General features: G+C 64.9%; 24 protein-coding genes and 1 tRNA gene. 16 read left to right on the top strand and 9 right to left on the bottom strand.

Going from position 1 to position 26155, the window contains the following annotated elements:
* Nucleotides 1-77 (top strand) — tRNA-Ile (locus tag MnOB_RS00730).
* Between the two features lie 93 nt (nucleotides 78-170).
* Here MnOB_RS00730 and metE read toward each other — a convergent pair.
* The 5 genes from metE to MnOB_RS00705 form a co-directional block, all read right to left on the bottom strand.
* Complete coding sequence (gene metE, locus MnOB_RS00725) at nucleotides 171-2465, bottom strand: 5-methyltetrahydropteroyltriglutamate--homocysteine S-methyltransferase (RefSeq protein ID WP_077520789.1); 2295 nt, start codon at nucleotides 2463-2465, stop codon at nucleotides 171-173.
* 120 nt (nucleotides 2466-2585) lie between these two features.
* Complete coding sequence (gene cobF, locus MnOB_RS00720) at nucleotides 2586-3356, bottom strand: precorrin-6A synthase (deacetylating) (RefSeq protein ID WP_077520787.1); 771 nt, start codon at nucleotides 3354-3356, stop codon at nucleotides 2586-2588.
* Between the two features lie 190 nt (nucleotides 3357-3546).
* A complete protein-coding gene (locus MnOB_RS00715) occupies nucleotides 3547-5586 on the bottom strand; it encodes a TonB-dependent receptor family protein (RefSeq protein WP_077520784.1) in 2040 nt (679 codons plus the stop codon).
* Between the two features lie 111 nt (nucleotides 5587-5697).
* A complete protein-coding gene (locus tag MnOB_RS00710) occupies nucleotides 5698-6081 on the bottom strand; it encodes a DUF2946 domain-containing protein (protein WP_077520881.1) in 384 nt (127 codons plus the stop codon).
* 190 nt (nucleotides 6082-6271) lie between these two features.
* The gene (locus tag MnOB_RS00705; RefSeq protein ID WP_077520781.1) at nucleotides 6272-6655 is read right to left on the bottom strand and encodes a DUF2946 domain-containing protein; all 384 of its coding nucleotides are present in this window, start codon (nucleotides 6653-6655) and stop codon (nucleotides 6272-6274) included.
* Between the two features lie 223 nt (nucleotides 6656-6878).
* On the opposite strand from MnOB_RS00705, the gene MnOB_RS00700 reads away from it, so the two are divergent.
* Complete coding sequence (locus MnOB_RS00700; RefSeq protein ID WP_077520779.1) at nucleotides 6879-7223, top strand: type II toxin-antitoxin system RelE/ParE family toxin; 345 nt, start codon at nucleotides 6879-6881, stop codon at nucleotides 7221-7223.
* Nucleotides 7220-7534: a helix-turn-helix domain-containing protein gene (locus MnOB_RS00695; protein WP_077520776.1), complete on the top strand. Its 315-nt coding sequence runs from the start codon at nucleotides 7220-7222 to the stop codon at nucleotides 7532-7534. Before MnOB_RS00700 ends, MnOB_RS00695 begins: the two co-directional genes overlap by 4 nt.
* A 240-nt stretch (nucleotides 7535-7774) precedes the next feature.
* On the opposite strand, the gene MnOB_RS00690 is transcribed toward MnOB_RS00695, so the two are convergent.
* Entirely contained in the window at nucleotides 7775-8512 is a 738-nt protein-coding gene (locus MnOB_RS00690; RefSeq protein WP_077520773.1) for an aspartate/glutamate racemase family protein, read from the bottom strand.
* 8 nt (nucleotides 8513-8520) lie between these two features.
* Nucleotides 8521-9210, bottom strand: a complete 690-nt coding sequence (locus MnOB_RS00685) for a GntR family transcriptional regulator (protein WP_077520770.1) — start codon at nucleotides 9208-9210, stop codon at nucleotides 8521-8523.
* A 142-nt stretch (nucleotides 9211-9352) separates the two neighbouring features.
* Between MnOB_RS00685 and MnOB_RS00680 the strand changes: the two genes are divergently transcribed.
* The 9 genes from MnOB_RS00680 to MnOB_RS00640 all read left to right on the top strand — a co-directional run bounded on the left by MnOB_RS00680 (nucleotide 9353) and on the right by MnOB_RS00640 (nucleotide 18706).
* Complete coding sequence (locus MnOB_RS00680; protein WP_077520767.1) at nucleotides 9353-10441, top strand: ABC transporter ATP-binding protein; 1089 nt, start codon at nucleotides 9353-9355, stop codon at nucleotides 10439-10441.
* Between the two features lies 1 nt (nucleotide 10442).
* Nucleotides 10443-11357 (top strand): ABC transporter permease, encoded by a 915-nt coding sequence (locus MnOB_RS00675; RefSeq protein ID WP_077520765.1) that lies wholly within the window; start codon nucleotides 10443-10445, stop codon nucleotides 11355-11357.
* The gene (locus MnOB_RS00670) at nucleotides 11357-12148 is read left to right on the top strand and encodes an ABC transporter permease (protein WP_077520762.1); all 792 of its coding nucleotides are present in this window, start codon (nucleotides 11357-11359) and stop codon (nucleotides 12146-12148) included. Before MnOB_RS00675 ends, MnOB_RS00670 begins: the two co-directional genes overlap by 1 nt.
* A 49-nt stretch (nucleotides 12149-12197) precedes the next feature.
* Entirely contained in the window at nucleotides 12198-13250 is a 1053-nt protein-coding gene (locus MnOB_RS00665) for an extracellular solute-binding protein (RefSeq protein ID WP_077520759.1), read from the top strand.
* A gap of 74 nt (nucleotides 13251-13324) precedes the next feature.
* Nucleotides 13325-14521: an amidohydrolase family protein gene (locus MnOB_RS00660; RefSeq protein WP_077520756.1), complete on the top strand. Its 1197-nt coding sequence runs from the start codon at nucleotides 13325-13327 to the stop codon at nucleotides 14519-14521.
* A complete protein-coding gene (locus MnOB_RS00655; protein ID WP_077520753.1) occupies nucleotides 14518-16023 on the top strand; it encodes an amidohydrolase family protein in 1506 nt (501 codons plus the stop codon). The genes MnOB_RS00660 and MnOB_RS00655 overlap by 4 nt, the downstream gene beginning before the upstream one ends.
* Before the next feature lie 4 nt (nucleotides 16024-16027).
* Entirely contained in the window at nucleotides 16028-16690 is a 663-nt protein-coding gene (locus tag MnOB_RS00650; protein WP_077520750.1) for a flavin reductase family protein, read from the top strand.
* A 23-nt stretch (nucleotides 16691-16713) separates the two neighbouring features.
* A complete protein-coding gene (locus MnOB_RS00645; RefSeq protein WP_077520747.1) occupies nucleotides 16714-17901 on the top strand; it encodes an amidohydrolase family protein in 1188 nt (395 codons plus the stop codon).
* A gap of 25 nt (nucleotides 17902-17926) precedes the next feature.
* Complete coding sequence (locus MnOB_RS00640) at nucleotides 17927-18706, top strand: lysine/arginine/ornithine ABC transporter substrate-binding protein (protein WP_077520744.1); 780 nt, start codon at nucleotides 17927-17929, stop codon at nucleotides 18704-18706.
* A gap of 285 nt (nucleotides 18707-18991) precedes the next feature.
* Here the strand turns inward: MnOB_RS00640 and MnOB_RS00635 are convergent, their stop codons facing one another.
* Nucleotides 18992-19876 carry a LysR substrate-binding domain-containing protein gene (locus MnOB_RS00635; RefSeq protein ID WP_077520741.1) on the bottom strand — a complete coding sequence of 295 codons (885 nt, stop codon included), beginning with the start codon at nucleotides 19874-19876 and terminating at the stop codon, nucleotides 18992-18994.
* A gap of 117 nt (nucleotides 19877-19993) precedes the next feature.
* Here MnOB_RS00635 and MnOB_RS00630 point away from each other — a divergent pair, with 117 nt between their 5' ends.
* Nucleotides 19994-20842: an EamA family transporter gene (locus MnOB_RS00630; protein ID WP_352230855.1), complete on the top strand. Its 849-nt coding sequence runs from the start codon at nucleotides 19994-19996 to the stop codon at nucleotides 20840-20842.
* Between the two features lie 119 nt (nucleotides 20843-20961).
* Here the strand turns inward: MnOB_RS00630 and MnOB_RS00625 are convergent, their stop codons facing one another.
* Nucleotides 20962-21120: a YqaE/Pmp3 family membrane protein gene (locus MnOB_RS00625; protein ID WP_077520738.1), complete on the bottom strand. Its 159-nt coding sequence runs from the start codon at nucleotides 21118-21120 to the stop codon at nucleotides 20962-20964.
* A gap of 116 nt (nucleotides 21121-21236) precedes the next feature.
* On the opposite strand from MnOB_RS00625, the gene MnOB_RS00620 reads away from it, so the two are divergent.
* The 3 genes from MnOB_RS00620 (at nucleotide 21237) to MnOB_RS00610 (ending at nucleotide 26118) form a co-directional block, all read left to right on the top strand.
* A complete protein-coding gene (locus MnOB_RS00620) occupies nucleotides 21237-22706 on the top strand; it encodes a sigma-54 interaction domain-containing protein (RefSeq protein WP_077520735.1) in 1470 nt (489 codons plus the stop codon).
* Nucleotides 22707-23030: 324 nt separating this feature from the next.
* On the top strand, nucleotides 23031-24419 hold the full coding sequence (locus MnOB_RS00615; RefSeq protein WP_077520733.1) for a GntP family permease: 1389 nt from the start codon (nucleotides 23031-23033) through the stop codon (nucleotides 24417-24419).
* Between the two features lie 142 nt (nucleotides 24420-24561).
* Complete coding sequence (locus MnOB_RS00610) at nucleotides 24562-26118, top strand: acyl CoA:acetate/3-ketoacid CoA transferase (protein WP_077520729.1); 1557 nt, start codon at nucleotides 24562-24564, stop codon at nucleotides 26116-26118.
* Nucleotides 26119-26155 lie beyond the last annotated feature (37 nt).

The raw sequence follows: 26155 nt of genomic DNA, 5'->3' as shown, positions 1-26155 counted from the left end.
GGGCCTATAGCTCAGTCGGTTAGAGCAGAGGACTCATAATCCTTTGGTCCACGGTTCGAGTCCGTGTGGGCCCACCAAATCAAAAGCCGCGCATTGCGCGGCTTTTGCGTGTCTGCAGCAAGCAAAACGGGACGCCAGGCGTCCCGTTTTTCACTCACATCCACATTCGCTTACTGGGCGAACTCGGCGCGCAGTTCGTTGGCCGCTGCCACCATGTTCACCAGGGCCGCTTCGGTTTCAGGCCAGGCGCGGGTTTTCAGGCCGCAGTCCGGGTTGACCCAGAGGCGCTCGGCGGGAACCCGCTGGGCGGCCTTGCGCAGCAGCTTGATGATCTCGTCCTTGCCGGGCACGCGCGGCGAGTGGATGTCGTAGACGCCCGGGCCGATCTCGTTCGGATAGGCGAAGGCTTCGAAGGCATCCAGCAGTTCCATGTCCGAGCGCGAGGTCTCGATGGTGATGACGTCAGCGTCCATCGCCGCGATGGACTCGATCACGTCGTTGAACTCGCTGTAGCACATGTGGGTGTGGATCTGGGTTTCGTCCTTCACGCCGCTGGCGGTCAGGCGGAAGGCCTCGGTGGCCCAGTCCAGATACGCCTGCCAGCCCGCCTTGCGCAGCGGCAGGCCTTCGCGGAACGCCGCCTCGTCGATCTGCACGATGCGGATACCGGCCGCTTCCAGGTCCAGCACTTCGTCACGAATGGCCAGCGCCAATTGCCTGGCCTGCACCTCGCGGGACACATCCTCACGCGGGAAAGACCACATCAGCATGGTCACCGGGCCAGTCAGCATGCCCTTCATCCACTTGGCGGTCAGGCCCTGTGCATAACGGATCCAGTCCACGGTCATCGCCTTCGGCCGGCTCAGGTCGCCAACGATCACCGCCGGTTTCACGCAGCGCGAGCCGTAGCTTTGCACCCAGCCGAACCGGGTGAACGCGTAACCATCCAATTGCTCGGCGAAGTACTCGACCATGTCGTTGCGCTCGGCCTCGCCATGCACCAGCACGTCCAGTCCCAGCTTTTCCTGCACACTCACCGCATGGCGGATTTCGCTGTGCATCGCTTCGGTGTATTCGGCCTCGGACAACTTGCCCGCCTTGAACGCCTGGCGTGCCAGACGAATAGCAGAAGTCTGCGGGAATGAGCCGATGGTTGTGGTCGGGAACGCTGGCAGGTAAAGCCCTTCGCGCTGCTTCTCGATACGTACGGCAAAAGGAGACGGACGCTGGCTGTCTTCCGGCTTCAGCGCAGCAACGCGAGTCTGCACGGCTGGCTTGTGAATGCGCGGTGATGCAGCACGGCTGGCCTGTACCGCGCGGCTGGCGGCCAAGGCCTCCAGCACCGCTGGGGCTTCCGGCTCGATCAGGGCTTGGGAAAGCACGGCGACTTCCTCGCACTTCTGCACGGCGAAGGCCAGCCAGCTCTTCAGCTCGGCATCCAGCGTGTCTTCACGGGCCAGGTCCACCGGGCTGTGCAGGAGCGAGCAGGATGGCGCTACCCAAAGGCGATCGCCCAGTCGCTCATGGGCATGGCGCAGCACGTCGAGCGCTTTTTCCAGGTCGCAACGCCAGACGTTGCGGCCGTTCACCACGCCGAGGGACAACACCTTGTAGCCCGGCACGCGGTCGAGAATGGTCGGGTACTGATCAGGTGCGCGCACCAGATCGATGTGCAGGCCATCCACCGGCAGGCCGGCGGCCAGGCCAAGGTTGTCCTCAAGACCACCGAAGTAAGTGGCTATCAGTTTCTTCAGCGGTTCCTTCTGCAGCAGGTTGTAGGCACGCTCGAAAGCATTCTTCCAGTCCTGGGGCAGGTCGAGCACGAGAATCGGTTCGTCGATCTGCACCCACTCCACGCCCTGGGCGTCGAGACGTTGGAGGATCTGTCCATACAGCGGCAGCAGGCGCTCCAGCAGGTCCAGCTTGTCGAACTCGCCACCCTTGGCCTTGCCCAGCCAGAGGTAGGTCAGCGGGCCGATGAGCACCGGCTTCACGCTGTGACCAAGGGCCTGGGCTTCAGCTACTTCCTCGAACAATTGCTCCCAGCTCAGGGCGAACTGCTGGTCAGCGGAAAACTCGGGGACCAGGTAGTGGTAGTTGGTGTCGAACCACTTGGTCATTTCCTGCGCGTGGGCGCCGCCGCAACAACTGTCGCTGACACCACGGGCCATGCCGAACAGGGTCTGCAGGGTCGGCTTGGCGTTGCCGTGGCCACGGAAGCGCTCGGGGATGACGCCGAAAGTCAGGGAGTGCGTCAGCACCTGGTCGTACCAGGCGAAATCGCCGACCGGCAGCAGGTCGATCCCGGCGTCCTTCTGGATCTGCCAATGCTCAGCACGCAGCTTGCGGCCAACCGCACGCAAGCCGGCTTCGTCCAGCTCGCCCTTCCAGAAGGCTTCCTGAGCCTTCTTCAGTTCGCGATCTCCGCCGATACGCGGGAAGCCGAGGTTGTGTGCCAATGCCATGGGAAATTCCTCCATTGAAAATTCATGAAGGAATTGTCAGGCGCAGCAGCACAATGAGTAAAACTCAATTATTTCGCTATGAACTCAAGTTTTACTCATGATCAGAGCCGCACTGCCCCATCAGTCGTCGACGCCATCCGAGCGACGCAGCAAGTAGGTATCCATGATCCAGCCATTGGCCTCGCGAGCGTCGTGCCGCACCCGCTTGATCTCATCGGCCACTTCATTGAGCTTGCCGGAAATGAGGATTTCGTCCGGCGTGCCCACGTAGGCACCCCAGTAGATTTCCAGCTGCGGATCATTCAACCGCTGGTAGGTATCTTCCGCATCGAGCATCACCACGACACTGTCGGCGTTCTCCGGGAAGCCCTCTGCCAGCCGCCGGCCCGTGGTGATCTGGACGGACTTGCCGATGCGGTTGAGCGGCACCTTGTGACGGGCCGTCAGCGCCTGGACGCTGGTAATCCCGGGGATCACGTCGAACTCGAACTGGAGCCGGCCGCCCCGGAGGATGGATTCCAGAATTCGGATGGTGCTGTCGTAGAGCGACGGATCGCCCCAGACCAGGAAGGCCCCGCACTCGCCATCGGCCAGTTCTTCGTCGATCAGGCGCTCGAACACCTGCTGCTTGGCCAGGTTCAGGTCCCTGACATTAGCCCGATAGTCGTCACCCTCGCGCTGACGTTCGGGGCTGCTGGCCTCGACGAATCGATAGTCACGCTCGGTGATGTAGCGCTCGCAGATTTCCTGGCGCAGGTGGATGAGTTTTTCCTTGCTGTTGCCCTTGTCCATGATGAAGAACACATCAACCTGGTTCAGCGCCTTCACGGCCTGGATGGTGATGTACTCGGGGTTGCCGGCGCCGATGCCGATGATGAGCAGCTTCTTCATGGGGTAGATCCGTGGTGGGCAAAAGCACCGCCTGCCACTGCATTCGAAGCAGCAGACGGCAGGAGGTGTGGGAGCGCAAAGGTCGTCGCGATGCCCGTCGCTGTCAACGACTTTTGCGCCCCCCTGCCCTCCTGCCGTCACCGGTTGGGCAGGGGCTCGGCGCCGGGACTCAAGACGCCCGGCGCCGCGATCACATCCGCCACTCCAGGCCGGCATAGACCGCCCGGCCATCGCCCGGCAGGAACTGCGCACTGTCACGGCCCTGGGCGTCGGCGATCACCCCGGTGGTGGCGACGTAGGTCTTGTCGGACAGGTTGCGTCCCTCAACGAAGAAGCCGAATCCCTCGCCCGGACGGTAGCCCGCCTTGAGCCCCCAGATGGCGTAGCCATCGGCGTAGAGGGTTTCCGCCTGATCGACGTTGTAGTGGGTCGGCACCCACTCGAAAGTCGGCCCGGCGTACCAGCCTTCGCGCTGCCACAAGGCCTCGCCCTTGATGAACTGGCGCGGCAGGCCCGCCAGGCGGTTGTCGCCGTATGTATCGTCGTTGTCGAAGCGGAAATCGTTGAACAGATACTGCCCGCGCAGGACGACCTGACCGATGGTCCAGGCGCCGCCCAGTTCGATGCCCTGGTGGATGGTGCGGTCGGCGTTGACCGTGCCCAGCGGCTGGCCATCGGCATCGTTCAGTGCCAGCAGCTCGTCGCGGATTTCGCTGCGGTAGACCGCCAGGTCCATGTCCACGCTATCCCGTTGCCAACGCATGCCGACTTCCACGGTATTGGCCTTCTGCGCATCGTTGGCGGTCACCACCTGGCCACCGGTGAGCTCGCTGAAAGTCGGCGGCTCGAAGCTCTGGCTGATGTTGGCGAACAGCTGCATCTCCTCGCTCAGGTCGTGGCGCAAACCGATGCGGCCGATTCGGCCGAGGTAGCTCTTGTTGAAGGACTCATCCTGGGGCAGGCAGAAGGCCGTGACGAAGGCATTGCAACTCAGGCGGTCATCCACGTCGCGCTCCTGGTGCAGCCAGGCGAGGCCGCCGATCAACGCCCAACGCTCGGCCAGAGGCATCTCCAGTTCACCGAAGGCATTGAGGTTGCGTGCGGTCTGGTGCAGCTCGTTGACCTTGCGCCCTTTCTCTCCCCCGACGTTGACGTAGCGCGAATCCCAGTTGCGCCCCTGGCTGGCCTCCACGCCGCCGGTCCAGCGCCAGCCCTGCTCGTTCATCCACTTGTGGGAAACGCGCAGGCCGTAGTCCTCGCTGTCGACATCGAGCACCTGGAAGATCGGGTGGAACAGCGACTTGGTGCTGTAGAAGCTGGCGAACTCCAGGCTGTGGCCGTCGTCCAGCTGCAGGACGCTGATATTGCCCAGCCGATCGAGATTGAAGTCGCGCTGCTGGTCGCCGGTGATGTTGCCCGGCGCCGCCTGCTTCGGATCGCGGCGCATCTGCGCCAGGGTCAGATTGCCCGGCAGGTCCGAGTCGGACTCCACATGGGTCAGGTAGAAGCGCGTGGAGAGGCGGTCGTTGATGCGCCCGCCCAGGTTGGCGAAATAGCGCTGGTTGTCCTGTCGGGAATGATCGCGGTAGCCGTCCTGGCTGTAGCCGTTGGCGCTGACAAAGCCATCCCAGTCACCGAAGTCCTGCGCCGCCGCGCCGTAGATTCGCTGATAGCCGAAGCTACCGCCTTCCGCTCGCAAGGTCACCGGCGGTGCGGTCTTGCCGGTGGGGCTGACGAAGTTGATGGCGCCGCCCAGGGTGGCCGAACCGTAACGCCAGGCGTTGGCGCCGCGCAGCACTTCGATGTGGTCGGTGGCCAAGGGTTCGATGGTCTGGAAGTCGAAGCTGCCGTCCGCGAGGTTGACCGGCGCGCCGTCCTGCATCAGCAGCAGGCCACGGCCATGGAAGGTGCGCTGCAGGCCGGAACCGCGAACGGATAGGCGCGCTTCCTCGGCGCCGAAGCGCGGCTGGATGAACACCCCGGTCGCCATCCCTAGGGCGTCCTGCAGGGTGCTGCTGCGGCCGCTCTTGTAGGTCTCGGCATCCACCACGCCGGCGCCGCCGGGGATGTGTGAGAAGTCTTCTTTCTTCTCGGCGATGGTCGGCGAAGTCGGGTCGCGACGGTATTCGTCCATCACGACAGTCTTGCCGAGTTCTACGTGCTCGGCATGGGCGAAACTGGCCAGGCTCACGCTCAGGGCGAGCAGGCTCAGCAAGGGAAATTGGCGCATGGCGCACTCCTTGGGTCTTGTATTGGCAGTCTTGTCGGGTGTTGCAAGGCCCCGCATCGCGCACGGGCATGCGCCCGGCGTCACAGCGGGAAACAGACAGCGCAAAGACGGCTAGGGAGCGCGGGGGTTGGCGGTGGGCCAGGTGTGGCGGGGTGAAGTCTTGTGGTGCGGTTCGAAGGTAATGGGGCGGGCATCGCGCACGCCCAGCAGCCAGGCCAGCACGAAGAGCGCGGCCATTGCCAGAGGGATCGTCCCGCACAGCGGGCATTTGAAAACGCCGGACCAGCCACTGGCAGAACTGCCGTCCAGATCGCCATCGAGGCTCGGCCCGGCATTGGATTCGCCTGAGCAGAACGCACCACCCAGGCCGCTCAGTTCCAGCCCCATCGCCTTCCCGTGGTGCAGACCGCAAGCGAACAGATTGAACAGGACGCAGGCATAGAGCATCCAGGCAATCAGCGAGCGGTTGCGTCGGAAGGCATCCAGTTCAGTCATGCCTGGTTCCATCCATCATGTTCCTGACCCTGATGGGGCCTTGGTCGGACTGGTTTCAGACTCAGCATAGATGCGCTTTTCCAGCGCACCGCACACCCGTGCGCACCGGCCATCCAGCATTCCTGCGTGTACGTCAGGCCAGGAGGCAATTCGGTCGTCGAGTGCAAAGCCGGGCGTACCGGCGACGGATTCAGTGGAGCGGAGAGGCGCGAGGATTGGCCGAAGGCCAGAGATAGCGCGGGGGCGCCTTGCGCCGCGTTTCGAAGGTGCTCGGGTGGGCATCGCGAACGCCCAACAGCCAGACCAGGGCGAACAGCGCGGCTATCGCCAGGGGGATCGTCCCGCACAACGGGCATTTGAAAACGCCGGACCAGCCGCTGGCGGCGCTACCGCCCTGGTCGCCATCGAGACTCGGGCCGGCATTGGACTGGCCGGAGCAGAACGCGCCACCGAGGCCGCTCAACTCCAGGCCCATCGCCTGCCCGTGGTGCAGCCCGCAGGCGAACAGATTGAACAGGACGCAGGCATAGAGCATCCAGGCAATCAGCGAGCGGTCAGGGCGGGCGATTTTCATGGGCGGCGACTCTAGCACCGGGGTTGCAGCGCTGGAAGCCGGGCCTGCGTGCGGTGCGTTGACGCAGTGCACAGCTTCGTTCTTTCCGACTCGAACCTCATCCAAGTCCGCCATTTACTTCGGATCCTGGCTTCCCGAAGGGCCAGATAAGGTGGCGCCTCCATCTGAGCGCTTGACCCTTCGGGGAAGCGCGAACAATCTATACGCAACTTACGTAGAGAACATGGACGCACTCTTCGTGGAACTGCCGCCCTTCCAGCGCTACCGGGCGGACTATCTGGATGACGACTCCTTCACCGCCCTGCAGCATCTGCTGTTGGTTCAACCCGAGATAGGCGACCTCATCCAGGGCACCGGCGGACTGCGCAAGCTGCGCTTCGCGGATGAGCGGCGGGGCAAGGGAAAACGTGGCGGCATCCGCGTTATCTACTACTGGTGGCTCGGCGGGTCCCAATTCTGGTTGTTCACCCTGTATGGCAAGGATGTCCGCGACGACCTGACCGAACAGCAGAAGAAGGTGTTGAAGCAAATGCTTGAAGCCGAGCTCAAGGCGAGGACCAGGACATGAAACGGGACATCTTTGCCGAACTACAGGAAGGCCTCGAAGCGCTCGCCGAAGTGCGCGAAGGCAAGGCCACCCTGAAAGTTCATCGGCTCAGGCTGCCGGAGCTTCGCGAAGTATCGGCCCAGGAACTGGTCGCGCTGCGTGAGCAGCTGAATATGTCTCGCCCTGTGTTCGCCATGTACCTGCGCACCAACCCGCGCACCCTCGAAAACTGGGAGCAAGGGCGAGCCAAGCCCAATGCCCAGGCCACCACGCTGATCCGTTTGGTGCAACAGTACCCCGAGACCATGGAGCACTTGGCGAGCCTGGCCTGAGTCCGTCTCGCCCTACCCGGCAGCGCCCGGCGTTTCTCTATTCGGCTCATCTGATGAGCCGAATAAGCCCTCCTATTCGGCTCACAAGGAGCATCGGTTGCGTCCTCCCACGTCGCAGCCTTGGTTGCGGCTGGAAGTGGAATCCCCCGAACACGAGCGGAATGCACAAACGCCATGAGCTGCTCGAGGGGAGAATCTTCACCCCAGCAGCCCCACAGTAAAAGCCCCTCGCAAGTCCGTTCACGCCCCTACCGCGAAGTTCCGCAAGAAGCCGGCATAAGGCTTGGGCAGAGGGAAATCCAGGTCGCCGCGCTTGCTGGTGGAAAGGCGCAGTTCACCCAGCATCTCCACCATCTTCAACGCAGCGCTGACGCCGTCGATCACCGGTACGCCCAGCTCTTCCTGGAGTCCCTGCGCCAGATGGCTCATGCCGGCACAACCAAGGACGATAGCGCCCGACTCATCTCGCTCCAGCGCTTCCAGGCAAGCAGCACGCATGATGCGGAACAGCCCATCCGGGTCCTCATCCAGCGCCAGCACCGGAATCTCCACAGCGTGAATGCCCCGGCAGTGCTGGTGGAAGCCGTAGCGCTCCACCAGGTGCCGGGCGATGACTTTGGTGCGGCCGAGGGTGGTGACGATGCTGAAGCCGGTGGCGACCCAGGTGGCCAGGTGCATGGCCGCTTCGGCGATACCGATCACCGGGAACCGCGCGATCTCCCGCGCGGCCAGCAGGCCGGGGTCGCCGAAGCAGGCGATCACATGCCCCTCGACTCCGTCCCGCTCGCCATCGCGGATGGCCTGAAGCAACCCGGGCACGGAAAGCGCCTCGTCGTAGTGGCCTTCGATGGAGGCCGGGCCGGCGCCGTTGGTCACGGCCAACAACTGGTTGCCGGGGCGCAGCAGGTGGCTGGCGGCCTCGGCCAGGCTGGCGGTCATGGCGACGCTGGTGTTCGGGTTGATCAGCTGGATTTTCATGGCCGAGGTCAGGTCTCGATCAGGTGTTTCAGCGGGTGGTAGTTGGCCTTGAGCTTGCCGGCCGACTCGACGATGGCGGTTTCGATGGCCGCCAGGTGGAAGCAGGTCAGTTCGATGGCGGCGTTCTGGTTGCCCGCCTCGATGAACTCGATCAGGCGCAGGTGCTCGTCATCGCGGCAGGCGTCATGACGCTCGTCGTCGAGGGCGGCGACATAGAGCGAGGCGCGCGAGATGAGCTTGCGGAACCAGTCCAGCAGCACCGGGTTGTTCAGCGCCTCGGCGAGCTTGATGTGGAACTCGCCGAGCAGATGGATCAACCGCTGGTGGTCATGATTGCGCCGCGCCTCTTCCTCCAGCAGCAGGTGCTCGCGCATGTCCTGCATGGCCGCGCTGTCCCGACGTCGGCAGAGCTCGGTGACGATGCCGATCTCGATCAGGCGCCGCGTTTCGAACAGCGAGCGGATCTCTTCGTCGCTCGGCAGTGAGACCCAGCAGCCCTTGTTGGGTTCGGAGGAGACCAGGCCGTCAGCCTCCAGTTGCTTCAACGCGGCCCGCACCGAAGTGCGACTCACATTGAACAGCTCTGCCAGGGACGCTTCCCCCAGTTTCATGCCAGGCCGCAGCGAGCGGTTGCTGATGGCCTGGTAAACCCCCTGGTAGACGCGGTCCACCGTGGTTTCCAGCTTCTTGTCTGCCATTCGTGACTCCGTAAATGCGTGTGCAACCCAGGTGCTGCGAGAAACAAGCAGGCAGAAAAACCCGGTTGCGTTGTCAGCATAATCCGAGTATTTCTAGATTGCATTCAATTTTTGCATACAAAAACAAGAGGAATGCACCATTATGAAGCACACGTCCTCCATCGAGGTGCAACGCGTCAGCAAGCGCTACACCGATGATCCCGAAGTGGCGCCAGCGCTCGACGACGTTTCGGTCAGCATCCGCCACAACGAGTTCTTTACCCTCCTCGGCCCATCGGGCTGCGGCAAGACCACCCTGCTGCGTTCCATCGCCGGCTTCGAGCAGGTCAGCTCGGGCTCCATCGAAATCGGCGGGCAGCGCGTGGACCAGCTCCCACCCTACAAGCGCCGGGTCAACACCGTCTTCCAGAACTACGCGCTCTTCCCGCATATGTGCGTGGCCGAGAATATCGCCTTCGGCCTGGAGATGCAGGGGCTGGAGCGCAACGCCATTCCCGGGCGGGTCAAGGAAATGCTGGCCCTGGTGCAGATGGAACACCTGGCCCGCCGTCGCCCCGCTGAACTCTCCGGCGGCCAGCAGCAACGCGTGGCCCTGGCCCGCGCCCTGGCACCGCGCCCGGACGTGCTGTTGCTGGACGAACCGCTGTCGGCGCTGGACCTCAAGCTGCGCAAGGAAATGCAGGTCGAGCTCAAGCGCGTTCAGCAGGAAGCCGGCATCACCTTCATCTTCGTCACCCACGACCAGGAAGAGGCGCTGACCCTCTCCGACCGCATTGCGGTGATGTCCGCCGGCAAGATCCTGCAGATCGGCACCCCCAACGACATCTACGAACGCCCGCAACACCACTTCGTCGCGCACTTCATCGGCGACATCAACTTCCTCCCCGGCCAGCTGCGCCAATGCCCGCAGAACGGCAACCTGTTCCGCCCCGACGGCATCCCGGTGGAGATTCCCTGCGCCAGCGACGCGAACACCCGCGCCGGCACGGCCCAACTGGCCTTCCGCCCGGAGCGCTCGAAACTGGTGGACCCGTCGCAGCCCCACCATCTGCGCGCGGTGGTCGAAGCCGTCCTCTACGTCGGCACGGCCACGCTCTACCAGTGCCGCCTGGCCAACGATGCCAAGGTGATGCTGCGTGAAAGCAACGAAGGCGCCACCAGCGCCCGTGCCGTGGGTTCGAGCGTGGCCGTGCACCTGCCGCCCCACGCCTGCCTGCTTATGGAGGCCTGAGATGAGCGTCAGCGCCACCTCCCCCAGCCTCAACCGGCTGCTGCTGTTGAGCCCGGTGCTGCTCACCCTGCTCGGGCTGATCGCCGTCCCGCTGGGCATCATGGGCTACATCAGCTTGCTGCCGCGCAACCTCTATGGCGGCGTCGACTGGAGCGCCGATTGGCATTGGCAGAGCTACGTGCAGCTGTTCTTCCAGGAGGATTTCGATGGCAACCTGGAGCTGAACTGGGTTTACGCCCAGGCCCTGCTGCGCTCGGTGCTGCAAGCCGGCGGCACGACACTGCTGTGCTTCCTCTTCGGCTTCCCCGTGGCGCTGTGGATGAGCAGCCTCAGCGAGCGCTCGCGCAACATCATGGTGCTGCTGATCACCATCCCCTTCTGGACCAACCTGCTGATCCGCAACTACGCCTGGCTGATCATCCTGCGCGAGCACGGCTGGCTGGCCCAGAGCCTCAACGCGCTGTTCCCGCAGGCCGGTGGAATCACCCTGCTGTACAACGATTTCGCCGTGGTCGTCGGGCTGGTCTACAGCTTCCTGCCGTTCATGATCCTGCCGATCTACTCCACCCTGGAGAAGCTCGACTGGCGCCTGGTGGAAGCCGCCTATGACCTCGGCGCCAACCGCTGGAAAGCCCTGCGCCGGGTGATCCTGCCGCTGTCCATGCCGGGCGTGGTCGCCGGCTCCCTGCTGGTGTTCGTGCCGAGCCTCGGCGCCTTCATCACCCCCGCCATCCTCGGCGGCGGCAAGACCCTGATGATCGGCAACCTGATCCAGCAGCAGTTCGGCACCGCCCGCAACTGGCCGCTGGGCAGCTCGCTGTCCTTCCTCCTGCTCGGGCTGATGCTGCTGGCCCTGGTGCTCTACGCCCTCTACGCCAAGAAAGCCGCCAAGGCCGTCCGCCAGGGAGCCCGCTGATGATTGCCAACCACCTGAAGAAATTGCCGCTGACACGCGAAACCAGCCTGCTGGTGCTGGCCTATCTGTACCTGCCGATCCTGGTGCTGATCGCCTACAGCTTCAACGCCAACCGCACCGCCACGGTGTGGACCGAGTTCTCCTTCGCCTGGTACGGGCGCATCCTCGCCAACCCGTCGATCCAGGCGGCGGCACTGAACTCGGTGATAGTCGCCGGCATCGCCACCGTCTGCGCCACCGCCATCGCGCTGCTGGCGGCGCTGGCCACCTACAGGCCGTTCTACGGCCAGAAGATGGTGGAAGGCGGGATCAACCTGCCGCTGATCCTGCCGGAGATCGTCACCGCCGTGGCCACCCTGCTGCTGTTCATGGCACTCGGCATCAAGCTCGGCCTGCTGACGGTGATCGTCGCCCACATCGGCTTCTGCATCCCCTTCGCCTACCTGCCGATCCGCGCCCGCCTGAACGACCTCGACAAGAGCCTGCTGGAGGCCGCCAACGACCTCTACGCCAACCCCTTCCACACCTTCCGCCGGGTGACCTTGCCGCTGCTGTTCCCGGCGGTGCTGTCCGGCGCGGTGCTGGCATTCGTGGTCAGCCTCGACGACTTCATTATGACCTTCTTCGTCGCGGGCCCCGGCTCGACGACGCTGCCGGTCTACATCTTCTCGGCCATCAAGGCCGGGGTAACCCCCGAGATCAACGCAATCTCGACCCTGATGCTGGTGATCTCGATCGTCCTGGTGATGCTCTCCTACTGGCTCGGCCAGCGCGGCAAGGCAACCACCTGATCCCTTGTTCCACCACTGCCCAACCTGTTCTTCAACCCGGAGAAAAACAATGAAGTTGAAAGCATTGCGTCATGGGGTAGCCGGATTCGCCCTCAGCTGTTTCGCCGCCACCGCCGCCCAGGCGGACGAGCCCAAGGAGCTGTTCTTCTACAACTGGACCGACTACTACCCGGTGGAGCTGCTCGCCAAGTTCGAGAAGGAAACCGGCATCAAGGTCACCATGGACGGCTACGACAGCAACGAAACCCTGCTGGCCAAGCTCCAGGCAGGCGGCGCCGCCTACGACGTGATCGTGCCGTCGCACTCGATCATGCGCACCCTGATCGAACAGGGCCTGCTGCAAGAAATCGACACCTCCACCCTGCCGAACTTTGCCCATGTGAAGCCGGCCTTCCGCAACCCCGACTTCGACCCCGGCCGTAAGTACTCGGCGCCCTACCTCTGGGGCACCACCGGCTTCTCCTACGACAGCGCACGGGTGCCGGGCGGCAAGCTGGAGGAGTCCTGGAAGGAGTTCTTCGAGCCGCGTCCTGAACTGCAGGGTCAGCTCGCCGCGCTGGATACGCCGAGCAGCGTGATCAACGCCGCCAGCCATTACCTGGGCGTCGACGAGTGCACCGAGAACCCGCAGGACGCCAAGCGCATCCTCGAACTGCTGCAGAAGCAGAAGCCCTTCCTGAAGATGTACAGCTCCGACAACACCGTGGACCGCATGGCCTCGGGCGAAGTGATCATGATGCAGAACTGGAACGGCTCCACCGCCCGCGCCACGCTGCAGAAGAGCACCATCAAGTACGTCTACCCGCGTGAAGGCGTGGCCATGTTCCAGGACAACTTCGCCGTGCCGAAGAGTGCGCCGCACCCGGGCAACGCCAAGGTGTTCATCGACTGGATGATGAAGCCCGAGAACGCCGCCGCGGTGTCCAACGCCATCGCCTACGCCAATGGCGTCGACAGCGATGCGCTGCTGGACAAGAAGTGGAAGGTGATGGACGCCATCAACATGCCCGACGAGTTCGCCGAACGCCTGCGCCCAGAGAAGGAATGCAGCAACCAGGCCCGCGAGCTGCAGGACCGCATCTGGTCCAAGCTCAAGGGCTGATATCGCTTTTGTAGGATGGGTAGAGCGAAGCGAAACCCATCCTACGTCCCTGTAGAACTACCCACGAGGTCCCCATGACCGACACCTATTGGCTGCGCAACGTCCGCCCCTTCGGCGGCGCGGCTGAAGACTTCCTCATCCAGAACGGCCGCTTCGCCGAGCGCCGTCCTGCCAGTGATGCGCCGCTCGCCGCCGCTGACATCGATGGCGCCGGCCAACTGATGACCTGCGCCCTGGTGGAAAGCCATATCCACCTCGACAAGACCCTCTGGGGCCAGCCCTGGCGTCCCAACAGCGCCGGTCCGACGCTGAAGGACTACATCGCCAACGAGCGCCGCGTGCTGCGCGAGGTCACCGCGCCCATTGCCGAGCGCGCCGGCGCACTGCTGGAGAACTGCATCGCCCGTGGCTCGCTGACCATGCGCTGCCACGTGGACATCGACCCCGAATTCGGCCTGCGCCACGTGGAGGCCATGCAAGCCCTGCGCGAGCGCTACCGCGACCTGATCGACCTGGAGCTGGTGGTGTTCCCGCAGACCGGACTGGTCAGCCGCCCCGGCACCGCCGAACTGATGCGCGAGGCCATGGGCCTGGGCGTCGAGAACGTCGGCGGTCTCGATCCCTGCGGCATCGACAACGACCCCATCGCCCAGCTCGACATCGTCTTCGGCCTGGCCAGCGAGTTCGACCGGGGCGTCGACATCCACCTGCACGACAAGGGCGAGCTGGGCCTCTGGCAGATCGCACGCATCGCCGACTACACCGAGCGATTCAACCGCCAGGGCCGCGTGATGATCAGCCACGCCTACTGCCTGGGCATGGCGCCCTGGAGCCAGGTGAAGCCCCTGGCCGAACGCCTCGCCGCGCTGAACATCTCGCTGATGAGCTCGGCGCCCGCCGACTGTTCTGTGCCGCCCTTCCTCGCCCTGCACGAGGCCGGCGTGAACCTCTGCCTGGGCTCCGACGGCATCCGCGACGCCTGGTCCCCCATGGGCAATGGCGACATGCTCGAACGCGCCATGCTCCTGGCCTTCCGCTTCGACCTGAACAAGGACGAAGAACTGGCCACCGCCTTCGATGCTGCCAGCCAGCACGGCGCCAAGGCCCTTGGCCTGGCGGAGCACGGCCTGGTCATCGGCGGCACTGCGGATTTCCTGCTGATGGACGCGCAAAGCCTGGGCGAAGCCGTGGTCACGCGGCCGCCTCGCCAGGTCTACCGCGCCGGCAAGCTGATCGCCGCCCAGGGCCGCCTGCTGGAGAGCCGCCTGTGAGCGCACCCCGCATCGGCCTGAAAGCCAGCTGCGTGGTCGGCTTCGACGGGACGCGCCATGTGCTCTGGCGCGACGGCGAAGTGGTGATCGAAGGCTCGCGCGTGCTCTTCGTCGGACGGGGTTTTCCCGGCCCGGTGGACCAGTGGATCGACTACGGCAACGCCCTGCTCGGTCCCGGCTTCATCGACCTCGACGCGCTCGGCGACCTCGACTCCACCGTGCTCTGCCTGGACAACGGCGACGAGAACGCCATGGGCCGCATGTGGTCGGCGGAATACCTCGCCCGTGGGCCGAAGGAGAGCTACAGCTTCGATGAGGAAGTCTTCAAGTACCGCTACGCCTTCACCCAGCTGATCCGCAATGGCATCACCACCGCCATGCCGATCACCTCCATGTACTACCGGGAGTGGGCGGAAACCTACGACGAATTCGCCGCCGTGGCCGGCGTCGCCGCCGAGTTGGGTCTGCGCACCTACCTCGGCCCCTGCTACATGAGCGGCATGCAGTACCTGCAGGCGGACGGCAGCCGCGCCGAACACTGGGACGAAGCGCGCGGCCTGGCCGGGCTGGACGCTGCCGAGCGCTTCTTCCGCGACTTCGATGGCACCCAGGGTGGGCTGATCCGTGGCGCCCTGCTGCCCGACCGCATCCAGACCTGCACCCCGGCGCTGTTGCAACGCACCGCCGCCCTCAGCCGTGAACTGGCCGCACCGGTACGCCTGCATTGCTGCCAGGGTCCTGGCGAGGTCGCGCTGGTCAAGGCGCTGCGCGGCAAGGCGCCCCTGGCCTGGCTGGAGGAGCTGGACCTGCTCGGCCCACGCGCCGTGCTGCCCCACGGCATCTACATCGAAGGCGACGACGACCTCGCACGCCTGGCGCATAGCGGAGCCAGCCTGGTGCACTGCCCGGTGGTGTTTGCCCGTGACGGCGAGGCACTCGATTCCTTTGGCCGCTACCGCGCCCACGGCGTCAACTTCGCCCTCGGCACCGATACCTGGCCGGCGGACCTGCTGGACAACATGCGCCAGGGCCTGAACATCGCGCGGCTCAAGGAAGGCGGTAGCGCCAGCACCTCCGCCCTTGACCTCTACAACGCCGCCACCCTCGGCGGCGCCAGAGCACTTGGGCGCGACGACCTCGGCCGCCTGGCACCTGGTGCCAAGGCCGACATCACTGTTTTCAGCCTCGACGGCCTGCACCTGGGCCCGCTGTTCGACCCGCTGAAGAACCTGATCCTCGCCGGCCGCGGCGACGACTGCATCGCCAGCTGGATCGACGGCCGCTGCGTGATGCAGGACGGCCAGGTCAACGGCATCGACTACCGAGACCTGCAACGACAGGCCCAACGGCAGTTCCACAGGCTGATGCAAAGCCATGCCAACCGGGCATTCGGCCAACCCGACTGGCGCACCCTGTTCCAGCCGGCAATTCCCTTCGCCGACGCCTGGAGCGCGGAACGCCCGCTCTGCACCCTCGCCAGCCCGAACGACGACAAGAGATGACGCCATGCTGAGCTTCGACTTCGCCAAACTGAGCCCCCGCGAGAAATACAAGATACTCATTGGCAGCGTGGTGCCCCGGCCCATCGCCCTGGTCACTACGGTGGACACCGAAGGCTGTGCCAACGCCGCACCCTTCAGCTTCTTCAACGCCCTCTCCGCCGACCCGCCGATCCTTGCCCTGGGGGTGGAAAACCACGCCGACCTCAGACCCAAGGACACCACACGCAATGCCCAGCTGAATCAGGAATTCACTGTGAACATCGTCAACGATGCCCTGGTGGAAGCCATGAACGTCTGCGCCGTGCCCTTCGAACCCGGCTTCGACGAACTGGTGGCAGCGGGGCTCACTGCACTGCCCGGCAGCCGTGTCGGCTGCCCCTACATTGCCGAAGCACCGGTCGCCCTGGAGTGCCGGCGGATGATGGGACTGTCCATCGGCCAGTCGCGGGAAATCATCCTCGGTGAAGTGCTGATGGTTCACGTGCGCGACGACCTGATCGACCCCGCCACCCTCTACATCGACCAGCTCGGCCTGGACGCCATCGGCCGCATGGGCGGCCACGGCTATGCGCGCACGCGGGAGTATTTCGATCTGCCGACGCGTTCCCTGCAGGCTTGGCGCGACGATCCCCACGGCGGCGAGCGCCAGTGGCCGCCAGCCCGCTGACCCCTTTTTTTCGAGAACACCAGATGACCCAATGGATTACCCAGGTCCGCCCATGGGGCGGCGCAGCGGTGGATATCGCCGTCGAGAACGGCCGCATCGCCGCGCTGAGCCCACCGTTGCCGCGAGCCCCCGAATCGGTGCTGGTGGAAGGCAACGGACAGATCATGCTGCCGCCGCTGGTGGAGGCCCATGCCCACTTCGACAAGACCCTCTGGGGCGAGGACTGGCACAGCCACGCCGCCGGCGACAGCCTGAGCCAGCGCATCGCCAATGAACGCAGCTTGTTGAGCAGCATCGACACACCGATCGAGGAACGTGCCAGTGCGCTGATCCGCGAATGCATCGCCCACGGCTCGCTGCACTTCCGCTGCCATGTGGACGTCGACGCCCAACTCGGCAGCCGCCACCTGGAAGCCATGCTGCGGGTGCGCGAGCACTTCGGCGACCTGATCGACATGGAGTTCGTGGCCTTCCCGCAAACCGGACTGCTGCGCGATCCGGGCACCGTCGACGCCCTGGAACAGGCCCTGCTCATGGGGGCGGAGAACGTCGGCGGGCTCGACCCCTGCGGCATCGACAACGACCCCATCGCGCACCTCACTCGGGTGTTCGAACTGGCCAGCACCCACCAGCGCGGCGTCGACATCCACCTGCACGACGAAGGCGAACTGGGCCTCTGGCAGATCGAGCGCATCATCGACTTCACCGAGCGCCATCAGCTGCAGGGACGGGTCGCGATCAGCCACGCCTTCTGCCTGGGCCAGGCCCGGCCAGCGCGTCTCCAGGCCATTGCCGAACGCCTGGCGGCGCAGCGCATTTCCATCGTCAGCACCGCGCCGGCGGATATCGAAGTGCCGCCTTACCTGGAACTGGACGCGCGCGGCGTGAGCCTCTGTCTCGGCTCCGATGGCATCCGCGACGCCTGGTCCCCCATGGGCAATGGCGACATGCTCGAACGCGCCATGCTCCTGGCCTTCCGCTTCAACCTGCGCCGTGACGAGGAAATAGTCGCCTGCCTGCGCGCGGCCACGGTCAACGGCGCCCGCTCACTAGGGCTTGCCCACTACGGACTGGAACCGGGCTGCCACGCCAGCGGCGTCCTGTTGCCGGTGCGCAATGTCGCCGAAGCCGTGGTGTCCCGAACCCACCGCCGCAGCGTGATCAGCAAGGGTCGATTGATTGCCCGCGACGGTCACTTCCTCGCCCACTGAACTTACCCACCCGAGATTATCCAGCATGAAAAAGCACCTTCTCGTCGGCGTCCTCGCCCTGCTCGCCGGTACCCAGGCCATGGCCCAGGACAGCCTGCGCATTGGCGTCGAAGCCAGCTACCCGCCCTTCTCCTACAAGAAAGCCGACGGCAGCCTGGCCGGCTTCGAGATCGAAGTCGGCAACGCGCTCTGCGCGGAGATGAAAGTCACCTGCACCTGGGTCGAGCAGCCCTTCGATGGCCTCATCCCGGCGCTGCGGGTGAAGAAGATCGACGCCATCATGTCGTCGATGACCGTCACCGAAGTCCGTCTCAAGGTGGTCGATTTCAGCCAGAGCTACTACAAGACCCCGGCCCGTTTCGTCACCCGCAAGGACCGCCCCGAGATCACTGCCGAGGGTCGCCTCGACGGCCTGCGCGTGGCCGTGTTGCGCGGCAGCGTGCATGCCCGCTACGTGCAGGACAAACTCGTGCCGCGCGGTGTGCAGATGGTGCAGTACGGCTCGCAACAGGAAGCCGACCTGGACCTGATCTCCGGCCGCGTCGACGCCATGATGGCCGACGCCATCAACCTCAAGGAAAACTTCCTGCAGAGCGAAGGCGGCAAGGACTTCGCCTTCAACGGCCCGAGCTACGACGAAGAGGAATACTTCGGCAAAGGCGCCGGCATCGCCTTCCGCAAAGGCAACGAGGCCCTGCGTGACCGCTTCAACCAGTCCCTGATCAACATCGGCCGCGACGGCACCTACCAGAAGATCTACGACAGCTACTTTCCCCAGGGCGAGGTCAGCAAGTTGATTCAGTGAGGCTCAGGCTCATACCCCGCACACCATCCAGACCGTAGGGTGCGCTGCGCGCACCGCGTGCGGGATCGCCACCGCGCGACATTCGACACCAGTGCGCACGGCGCACCCTACCCCATGCCGTTGCGACTCATGGCACGGCCAGGCTCACCGTGCACTATCCAGACGTAGGGTGCGCTGCGCGCACCAGATGCGGGATCGCCACCGCGCGATATTCGACACCGGTGCGCGCGGCGCACCCTACCCGTGCCATGGCGACTCATGGCACGGCTAGGCTCCCCTCTCTCTTTAGGGAGCGGGGTTGGGGGAGAGGGTATCCCCCGTGATTTCAAAGAACGCCTTCACCGCCCGCAACTCCGCGTGCCGCTGCTGGCAGGCGAGGAAATGCCGGCTCACCATCCCTTCGCCCTTGAGCGGAAGCACCTTCACCCGGGGGTCCTTGGGCACCTCCTGGTCGTAGAGGATGCTTACCCCGATCCCGGCGGCTACCGCCTCGATCATCGCTTCGCGGCTGTTCAGCTCTAGGTCTGCCGGCAACTCCAGCTCCTGGTTGGCGCAGGCCCGCTCGAAGGTGCGCCGGGTCAGTGAACCGGGCTCTCGTTGCAGCAGTACTTGGCCCCGCAGTTCGTTCAGCGCCACTTCATCGCGGCGGCCAACCCAGGGATGCGCCGCCGGCAGTAGCAGGCAGAGCCGCGCTTCCCCCAGCGGTAGCAGGTGCAGGCCGGCGCGCGGCGCAATATCGCTGACCAGCGCCAGGTCCACCCGTTCGCCGTACAGCGCCGTGAGGGTGTCCTGGGTGTTGCCCAGGCGCAAGTTGATGCGCACGCCGGGGTAGCGCTCGCGCATCCGCGCCAGCAGGGGCATGACCAGGTGCGGGCTGTCGGCCGCGAGATCCAGGCGACCCGACGTCAGCGCCTGGCTGCTATCCAGGAGGTCTTCCGCACGGTCCGCCAGAGCGAACAACTGATGGCTGATGGCGGCCAGGCGCCGGCCCAGTTCGGTGGGTTCCACCTGCCGGGCGCTGCGGCGCAAGAGCTGCACCTGGTAATGCTCCTCCAGTGCCTTCACGTGCCCGGTCACCGCCGGCTGGCTGATGCACAGGCGCTCAGCGGCGCGGGTGAAGCTGCCCTCGCGGACCACCGCATCGAAGGCGCGGAGCTGGAACAGGTTCATGGCTACACCATCAGCAAGACTTATTCGACGGATAACGATAAACGATTTGAATGATGGATCGATGAACCCGCACGCTACGCCGCATCTCCCCGTTCATCTCGCCGCTGGAGTTTTTCCGTGCTCGCCACTAACGACCTCGCCACGCTGGTGGTCCTGATTTCCGCGCTGATGCACGCGAGCTGGAACGCGGTGATCAAGGCCGGCAGCGACCGGCTTTCTTCCATGGCGCTGGTGGATGGCGTCGCCTTCTGTTTCAGCATTGCCCTGCTCCCCCTGGTGGGCCCACCGCCGCTGGTGGTCTGGGGGTTGATCGGCCTGTCGGTTGTGGTGAACACGCTCTATCGGCTGCTGCTGATCCGCGCCTACCACTTCGGCGACTTCGGCCAAGTCTACCCGGTGGTGCGCGGCCTGCCGCCGCTACTGGTGGCGCTCAGCGCGGGGCTGGTGTTCGGTGAGCACCTGTCGAGTGCCATGCTGCTGGGCGTCGTGCTGATTTCCGTGGGCATCCTCAGCCTGCTCTCCACCCGCCTGGAGTCCAATGCGTTGAAGGCCCTCGGCTGCGCCGCGCTGGCCGGCGCCGGGGTGGCGCTCTACACGCTGATCGATGCCCAGGGAGTGCGCCGTGCCGACAGCGTGCTGCAGTTCGTGGTGTACCTGACGCTGATGCAGAGCATGACTATTCCGGTGGTGGCCTGGATGCGCCGTGGCCCGCTCGTCCTGCGCTTCGCCCGCGAGAACTGGCGCATCGGCCTGTTCGGCGGCTTCAACTACTGCGTGGCCTACGGCCTGGTGCTGTTCGCCATGACCCTGGACAACGTGGCCAAAGTCGCCGCCCTGCGCGAAAGCAGCGTGATCATCGCCGCGATCATCGCCAACCTGGTGTTCAAGGAGCCCTTCGGCATCCGCCGCATCCTCGCTGCCTGCGTGGTCACCGCCGGCATCCTGCTGATCAAGATGGTGGACTGACGCCGCTCGATGGGTTTCGCTCCGCTCTACACCATCCTACGAAGAGCTCTGAGCTTCACTCAGTGCGTAGGATGGGTAGAGCTTGCGAAACCCATCAATGGTGAAACGCCTGCCCCTTCCTACCGCTTGGCGATGATGTACACCGCGTGGACGATGCCGGGGATGTAGCCCAGCAGGGTCAGGAGGATGTTCAGCCAGAAGGCGCCGCCGAAGCCCACCTGCAGAAACACGCCCAGCGGCGGCAGGAGGATGGCGATGAGGATGCGGAGAAGGTCCATGTAGTTGCTCCTTTTGTGAAAGGCCGTACGCCTGGATACCGACCTTAGTACAGGCTAGGCGTTCATCCGGCACACCCCCATAATCGCTGCCTGATGTTTCAGCCGGATGCCCTGCCATGCCCATCGCCAGCGAAGACATCGACCACAACGGTCTGGTCATCGGCGTCTCTCCCGAACGCTTCCGCGAAGTGGCGATGCCGCTGCTATTCGATCACCTCAATGCCCAGTGCGAAGGCACCATCGCGGTGAATCGCCAGGCACGAATCGTCTGGATCAACGACAAGTACGCCGAGAAGGTCGGCATCCGCGACCCGCGCAGCGTCCTCGGCAAGGAAATCGAGGAAGTGCTGCCCGCCAGCCGCCTGCGCGAAGTGGTGCAGAACGGCCAGCCGAGCATGCTCGACCTGATGGCCTTCGGCGACGAGCACTTCGTGGTCACCCGCATTCCGCTGCGCGATGAAGACGGCACATTGGTGGGGGCGCTCGGCTTCGTGCTGTTCGACCGCGCCCGCCATCTGCAGCCGGTCATGGCCAAATACAACCAGTTGCAGACCCAACTCGCCGCCGCCCAGCGCGAACTGGCCAAGGCCCGCCGCGCCCGCTATACCATCGCCGGTTTCATCGGCAGCAGCGCCGCCGCTGCCGAGGTCAAGCGCCAAGCCCGCCGCGCCGCGCAACTGGACGCCACCGTGCTGCTGCGCGGTGAAACCGGCACCGGCAAGGAACTGCTGGCCCAGGGCATCCACAACCTGTCACTGCGCGCCAACGGGCCTTTCGTTGCGGTGAACGTGGCGGCGATTCCCGAATCCCTGGTGGAAGCCGAACTCTTTGGCACCGCCCCTGGCGCTTTCACCGGCGCCGACAAACGCGCCCGCGCCGGCAAGTTCGAGCTGGCCGACGGCGGCACCCTGTTCCTCGACGAGATCGGCGACCTGCCTATGCCCCTGCAGGCGAAGCTGCTCCGCGTGTTGCAGGAGCAGGAAGTGGAGCCGCTGGGTTCCAACCAGGTGAAGGCGCTGAACGTACGGGTGATTGCCGCCACCCATGTTGACCTGGAAGCCCGAGTGGCTGCCGGGCAATTCCGCGAAGACCTCTACTACCGCCTCAACGTGCTGGCCCTGCGCTTGCCGCCCCTGCGCGACCGCCGCGAGGACCTGCCGGCACTGATCGAGCACCTGCTGGACGATATCGCCAGCCGCTCCGGCCAGCCTCCCCTGGAACTGACCGAGAGCGCCATGCAGTTGCTCCAGGCCCAGCCGTGGCCGGGGAATGTGCGCGAGCTGCGCAACCTGCTGGAGCGCGCACAGATGCTCAGTGACGCCGGTCCGCTAAGTGCCGAGTCCCTGCGCAGTCTGCTGGTGAATCCACTGCCGGCGACCACCCCCGTACCCACTCCCGCACTCATGACAGGCGATGTCCGCCCCCTGGCCGACAGCATCGCCTCCGCCGAACGCCAGGCCATCCTCGCCGCCCTGGCGGCCTGCAATGGCAACCGCACCCAGGCCGCCGAGCGCCTCGGCATCGCCCGGGCGAGTCTGTACAACAAGTTGCAGGTGCATGGGTTGGGCGCGACCTCATCTCTGTAGGGGCGAATTCATTCGCCAAGGGACGCGAAGCGGCCCCGGCAAACCCACAGGGCAGACCTTCGGCCTGCTTGGCGAATGAATTCGCCCCTACAGAGTTCTGCGAACCCTGAACGTCCAAATATCTGGACACTTCGAATGTACATAAATCTGGACATCGTCCAAATGAATGGACAAATCACTTCGCAGCACCACTGCCCAAACTCCCTGTAACCCAATCCCAGAGCCATCCAGGCCCTTCCCTCCGCACTTGGCACAGCTTTCGCTCTAACGCCTTCCACCCGCCGCCCCGACGCAGCGGAAAACAACAACAAGAAGGAAGTCCCCATGGGCACCCTAGGCATCCTGATTTCTCTCGTTCTGCTGATGTACCTCGCCTACCGAGGCATCAACGTCCTGTTTCTCGCACCCCTGCTGGCCCTGCTCGCCGTGTTGTTCGCGGGTGATGCCGCGATGCTGCTGCCGACCTACACCCAGGTCTTCATGAAGGCGCTCGGCGGCTACCTGATCCAGTTCTTCCCGCTGTTCATGCTCGGCGCCATCTTCGGCAAGTTGATGGACGACTCCGGCTCGGCGCGCGCCATCGCCCACGGCATCGTCAGCAAGATCGGCAGCTCCCGTGCCGTGCTGGCCATCGTCATCGCCTGCGGCATCCTCACCTACGGTGGCGTCTCGCTGTTCGTGGTGGCCTTCGCGGTTTATCCCATTGGCGCGGCGCTGTTCCGCGAGGCGGGCATTCCCAAGCGAATCCTGCCGGGCGCCATCGCCCTGGGCTCGTTTACCTTCACCATGACGGCGCTGCCCGGCACCCCGGCCATCACCAATGCCATCCCGATCCCCTTCTTCGGCACCGACACCTTCGCCGCACCCGGCCTCGGTCTGCTGGCCGGCGTGGTGATCTTCGCCCTGGGTTCCTGGTGGCTGAGCAACGAGGCCCGCAAGCTGATTGCCGCCGGTGAAGGCTACGGCGACCACGCCGACGATCCGCACGGGCAGGACAACCAGCCGGGCGCCGGCTTCTGGGTGGCGCTGTTGCCGATCCTGGTGGTGATCGTGCTGAACTTCCTGATGGCCAAGGTCTACCTGCCCGGCCTCGACACCAGCTACCTGGCCAAACCGGAATTCGGCGGCCTGCAGGACGCCCGCTCGGTGATCGGTATCTGGGCCATCATCATCGCCCTCACCGCCGCCATTCTGCTGCTGGTGGTGCTGCACTGGCGGCGCTGGGTCAACCTGAAGAAGAGCGTCAACGACGGCACCTTCGGCGCCATGCTGCCGGTGCTCAACACCGCTTCCGAAGTGGGTTACGGCAGTGTGATCGCCTCACTGGCCGGCTTCGTGGTGCTCCGCGACCTTCTGCTCAACGTGGCGCCGGGCAACCCGCTGGTGTCCGAGGCCCTGACCGTCAGCGCCCTGGCCGGCATCACCGGCTCGGCCTCCGGTGGTATGTCCATCGCCCTCAAGGCCCTCGGCGCCCAATACCTGGAAATGGCCAACGCCGCCGGCATCAGCCCCGAGCTGCTGCACCGCGTCGCCGCCCTGGCCTCCGGCAGCCTCGACACCCTGCCGCACAACGGCGCGGTGATCACCCTGCTGGCCATCTGCAAACTGACCCACCGCGACTCCTACAAGTACGTGTTCATGACCAGCGCCCTGCTGCCAGTGGTGCCTCTGGTATTGGTGATCGTGCTGGGTACCGCGTTCGGCAGTTTCTGATGCTGCACAGGCCGCTCTTTGTAGGGGCGAATTCATTCGCCAAGGGTCGCGAAGCGGCCCCAAGGGCAGTCCTTCGGACTGCATGGCGAATGAATTCGCCCCTACAGTTTCAACACCCTGTTTGCATAGCTCGAGGAACCCCATGAGCAAAGTGATGAGCGCCGCCGAAGCGGTGGCCAGGATTCCGGACAACGCCAACCTCGCCACCGGGGGCTTCGTCGGCATCGGTTTCGCCGAGGAAATCGCCATCGCCCTGGAACAGCGCTTCGCCGCAGAACAGGCACCGCAAGGACTGACGCTGGTGTATGCCGCAGGGCAAGGCGACGGCAAGGGCCGTGGCCTCAACCACCTGGCCCATGAAGGCCTGGTACGCCGCGTGATCGGCGGCCACTGGGGCTTGGTGCCGGGCTTGCAGAAGCTCGCCGTGGAGAACCGCATCGAGGCGTACAACTTGCCCCAGGGCGTGATTTCACAATTGTTCCGCGACATCGCTGCGGGCAAGCCGGGGCAGTTGTCCAGGGTTGGCCTCGGCACCTTCGTCGACCCCGAGTTCGGCGGCGGCAAACTGAATGCGCGGACCACCGAGGAACTGGTGCGGCGCATGCCCATCGAGGGCGAGGACTACCTGTTCTACAAGGCCTTCCCCATCGACGTCGGGGTGATCCGCGCCACCAGCGCCGACGAGGACGGCAACCTGTCCATGGAGCGCGAGGCGCTGACCATCGAGAGCCTGGCCATCGCCATGGCCGCACGCAATTCCGGCGGGCTGGTGATCGCCCAGGTGGAGCGCGTGGTGTCGCGCGGTTCGCTGAATCCACGTGAGGTGAAGATTCCCGGCATCCTCGTGGATTGCGTGGTGGTGGCCCACCCGGAAAACCACCAGCAGACCTTCGCCACCCACTACAACCCGGCCTTTGCCGCCGAGGTGCGGGTTCCGGTGGACAGCCTGGCGCCGATGCCGCTGGACCTGCGCAAGCTGATCGCCCGCCGAGCCGCACTGGAGCTGCCGCCGGGGGCGGTGGTCAATCTGGGCATCGGTATGCCGGAGGGGGTCGCAGCGGTCGCCGCCGAGGAAGGGGTGATCGACCTGCTGACCCTGACCGCCGAGCCCGGCGTGATCGGCGGCGTGCCCGCCTCAGGCCTGGACTTCGGTGCAGCGAGCAACCACAGCGCGCTGATCGACCAGCCCTACCAGTTCGACTTCTACGACGGCGGCGGCCTGGACATCGCCTTCCTCGGCCTCGCCCAGGCGGACGCCGAAGGCAACCTCAACGTCTCGCGATTCGGCACTCGTCTGGCCGGCGCCGGCGGCTTCATCAACATCAGCCAGAACGCCAAGGCGGTGGTCTTCGTCGGCACCTTCAGTGCAGGGACGCAAGACATCCGCATCGAGGACGGTGCATTGCGCATCGTGCAGGACGGCGAGGTACGCAAGTTCGTCGGCGAGGTGGAACACCGTACCTTCGCCGGTCGCCTGGCTGCGAAATCCGGAAAGCCGGTGCTCTATGTCACCGAGCGCTGCGTGTTCCGCCTGACGCCCGAAGGGCTGGAGTTGATCGAGATTGCACCGGGCGTGGAGTTGGAACGGGACATCCTGCAACGCATGGATTTCCGCCCGATCGTGCGCGAGCCGAAGTTGATGGATGCACGGTTGTTCCGCGAGGCGCGGATTGGGTTGCGTGAGCTGATTGGTCGATAGATTTCGTGCGTGAAAACGCGGGCTCGTCTTGAGCCCG

Origin of the sequence: Metapseudomonas resinovorans, assembly GCF_002003485.1 — a bacterium.
Classification (GTDB): domain Bacteria; phylum Pseudomonadota; class Gammaproteobacteria; order Pseudomonadales; family Pseudomonadaceae; genus Metapseudomonas; species Metapseudomonas resinovorans_D.
This window is presented reverse-complemented; position numbering and strand designations above follow the sequence as displayed.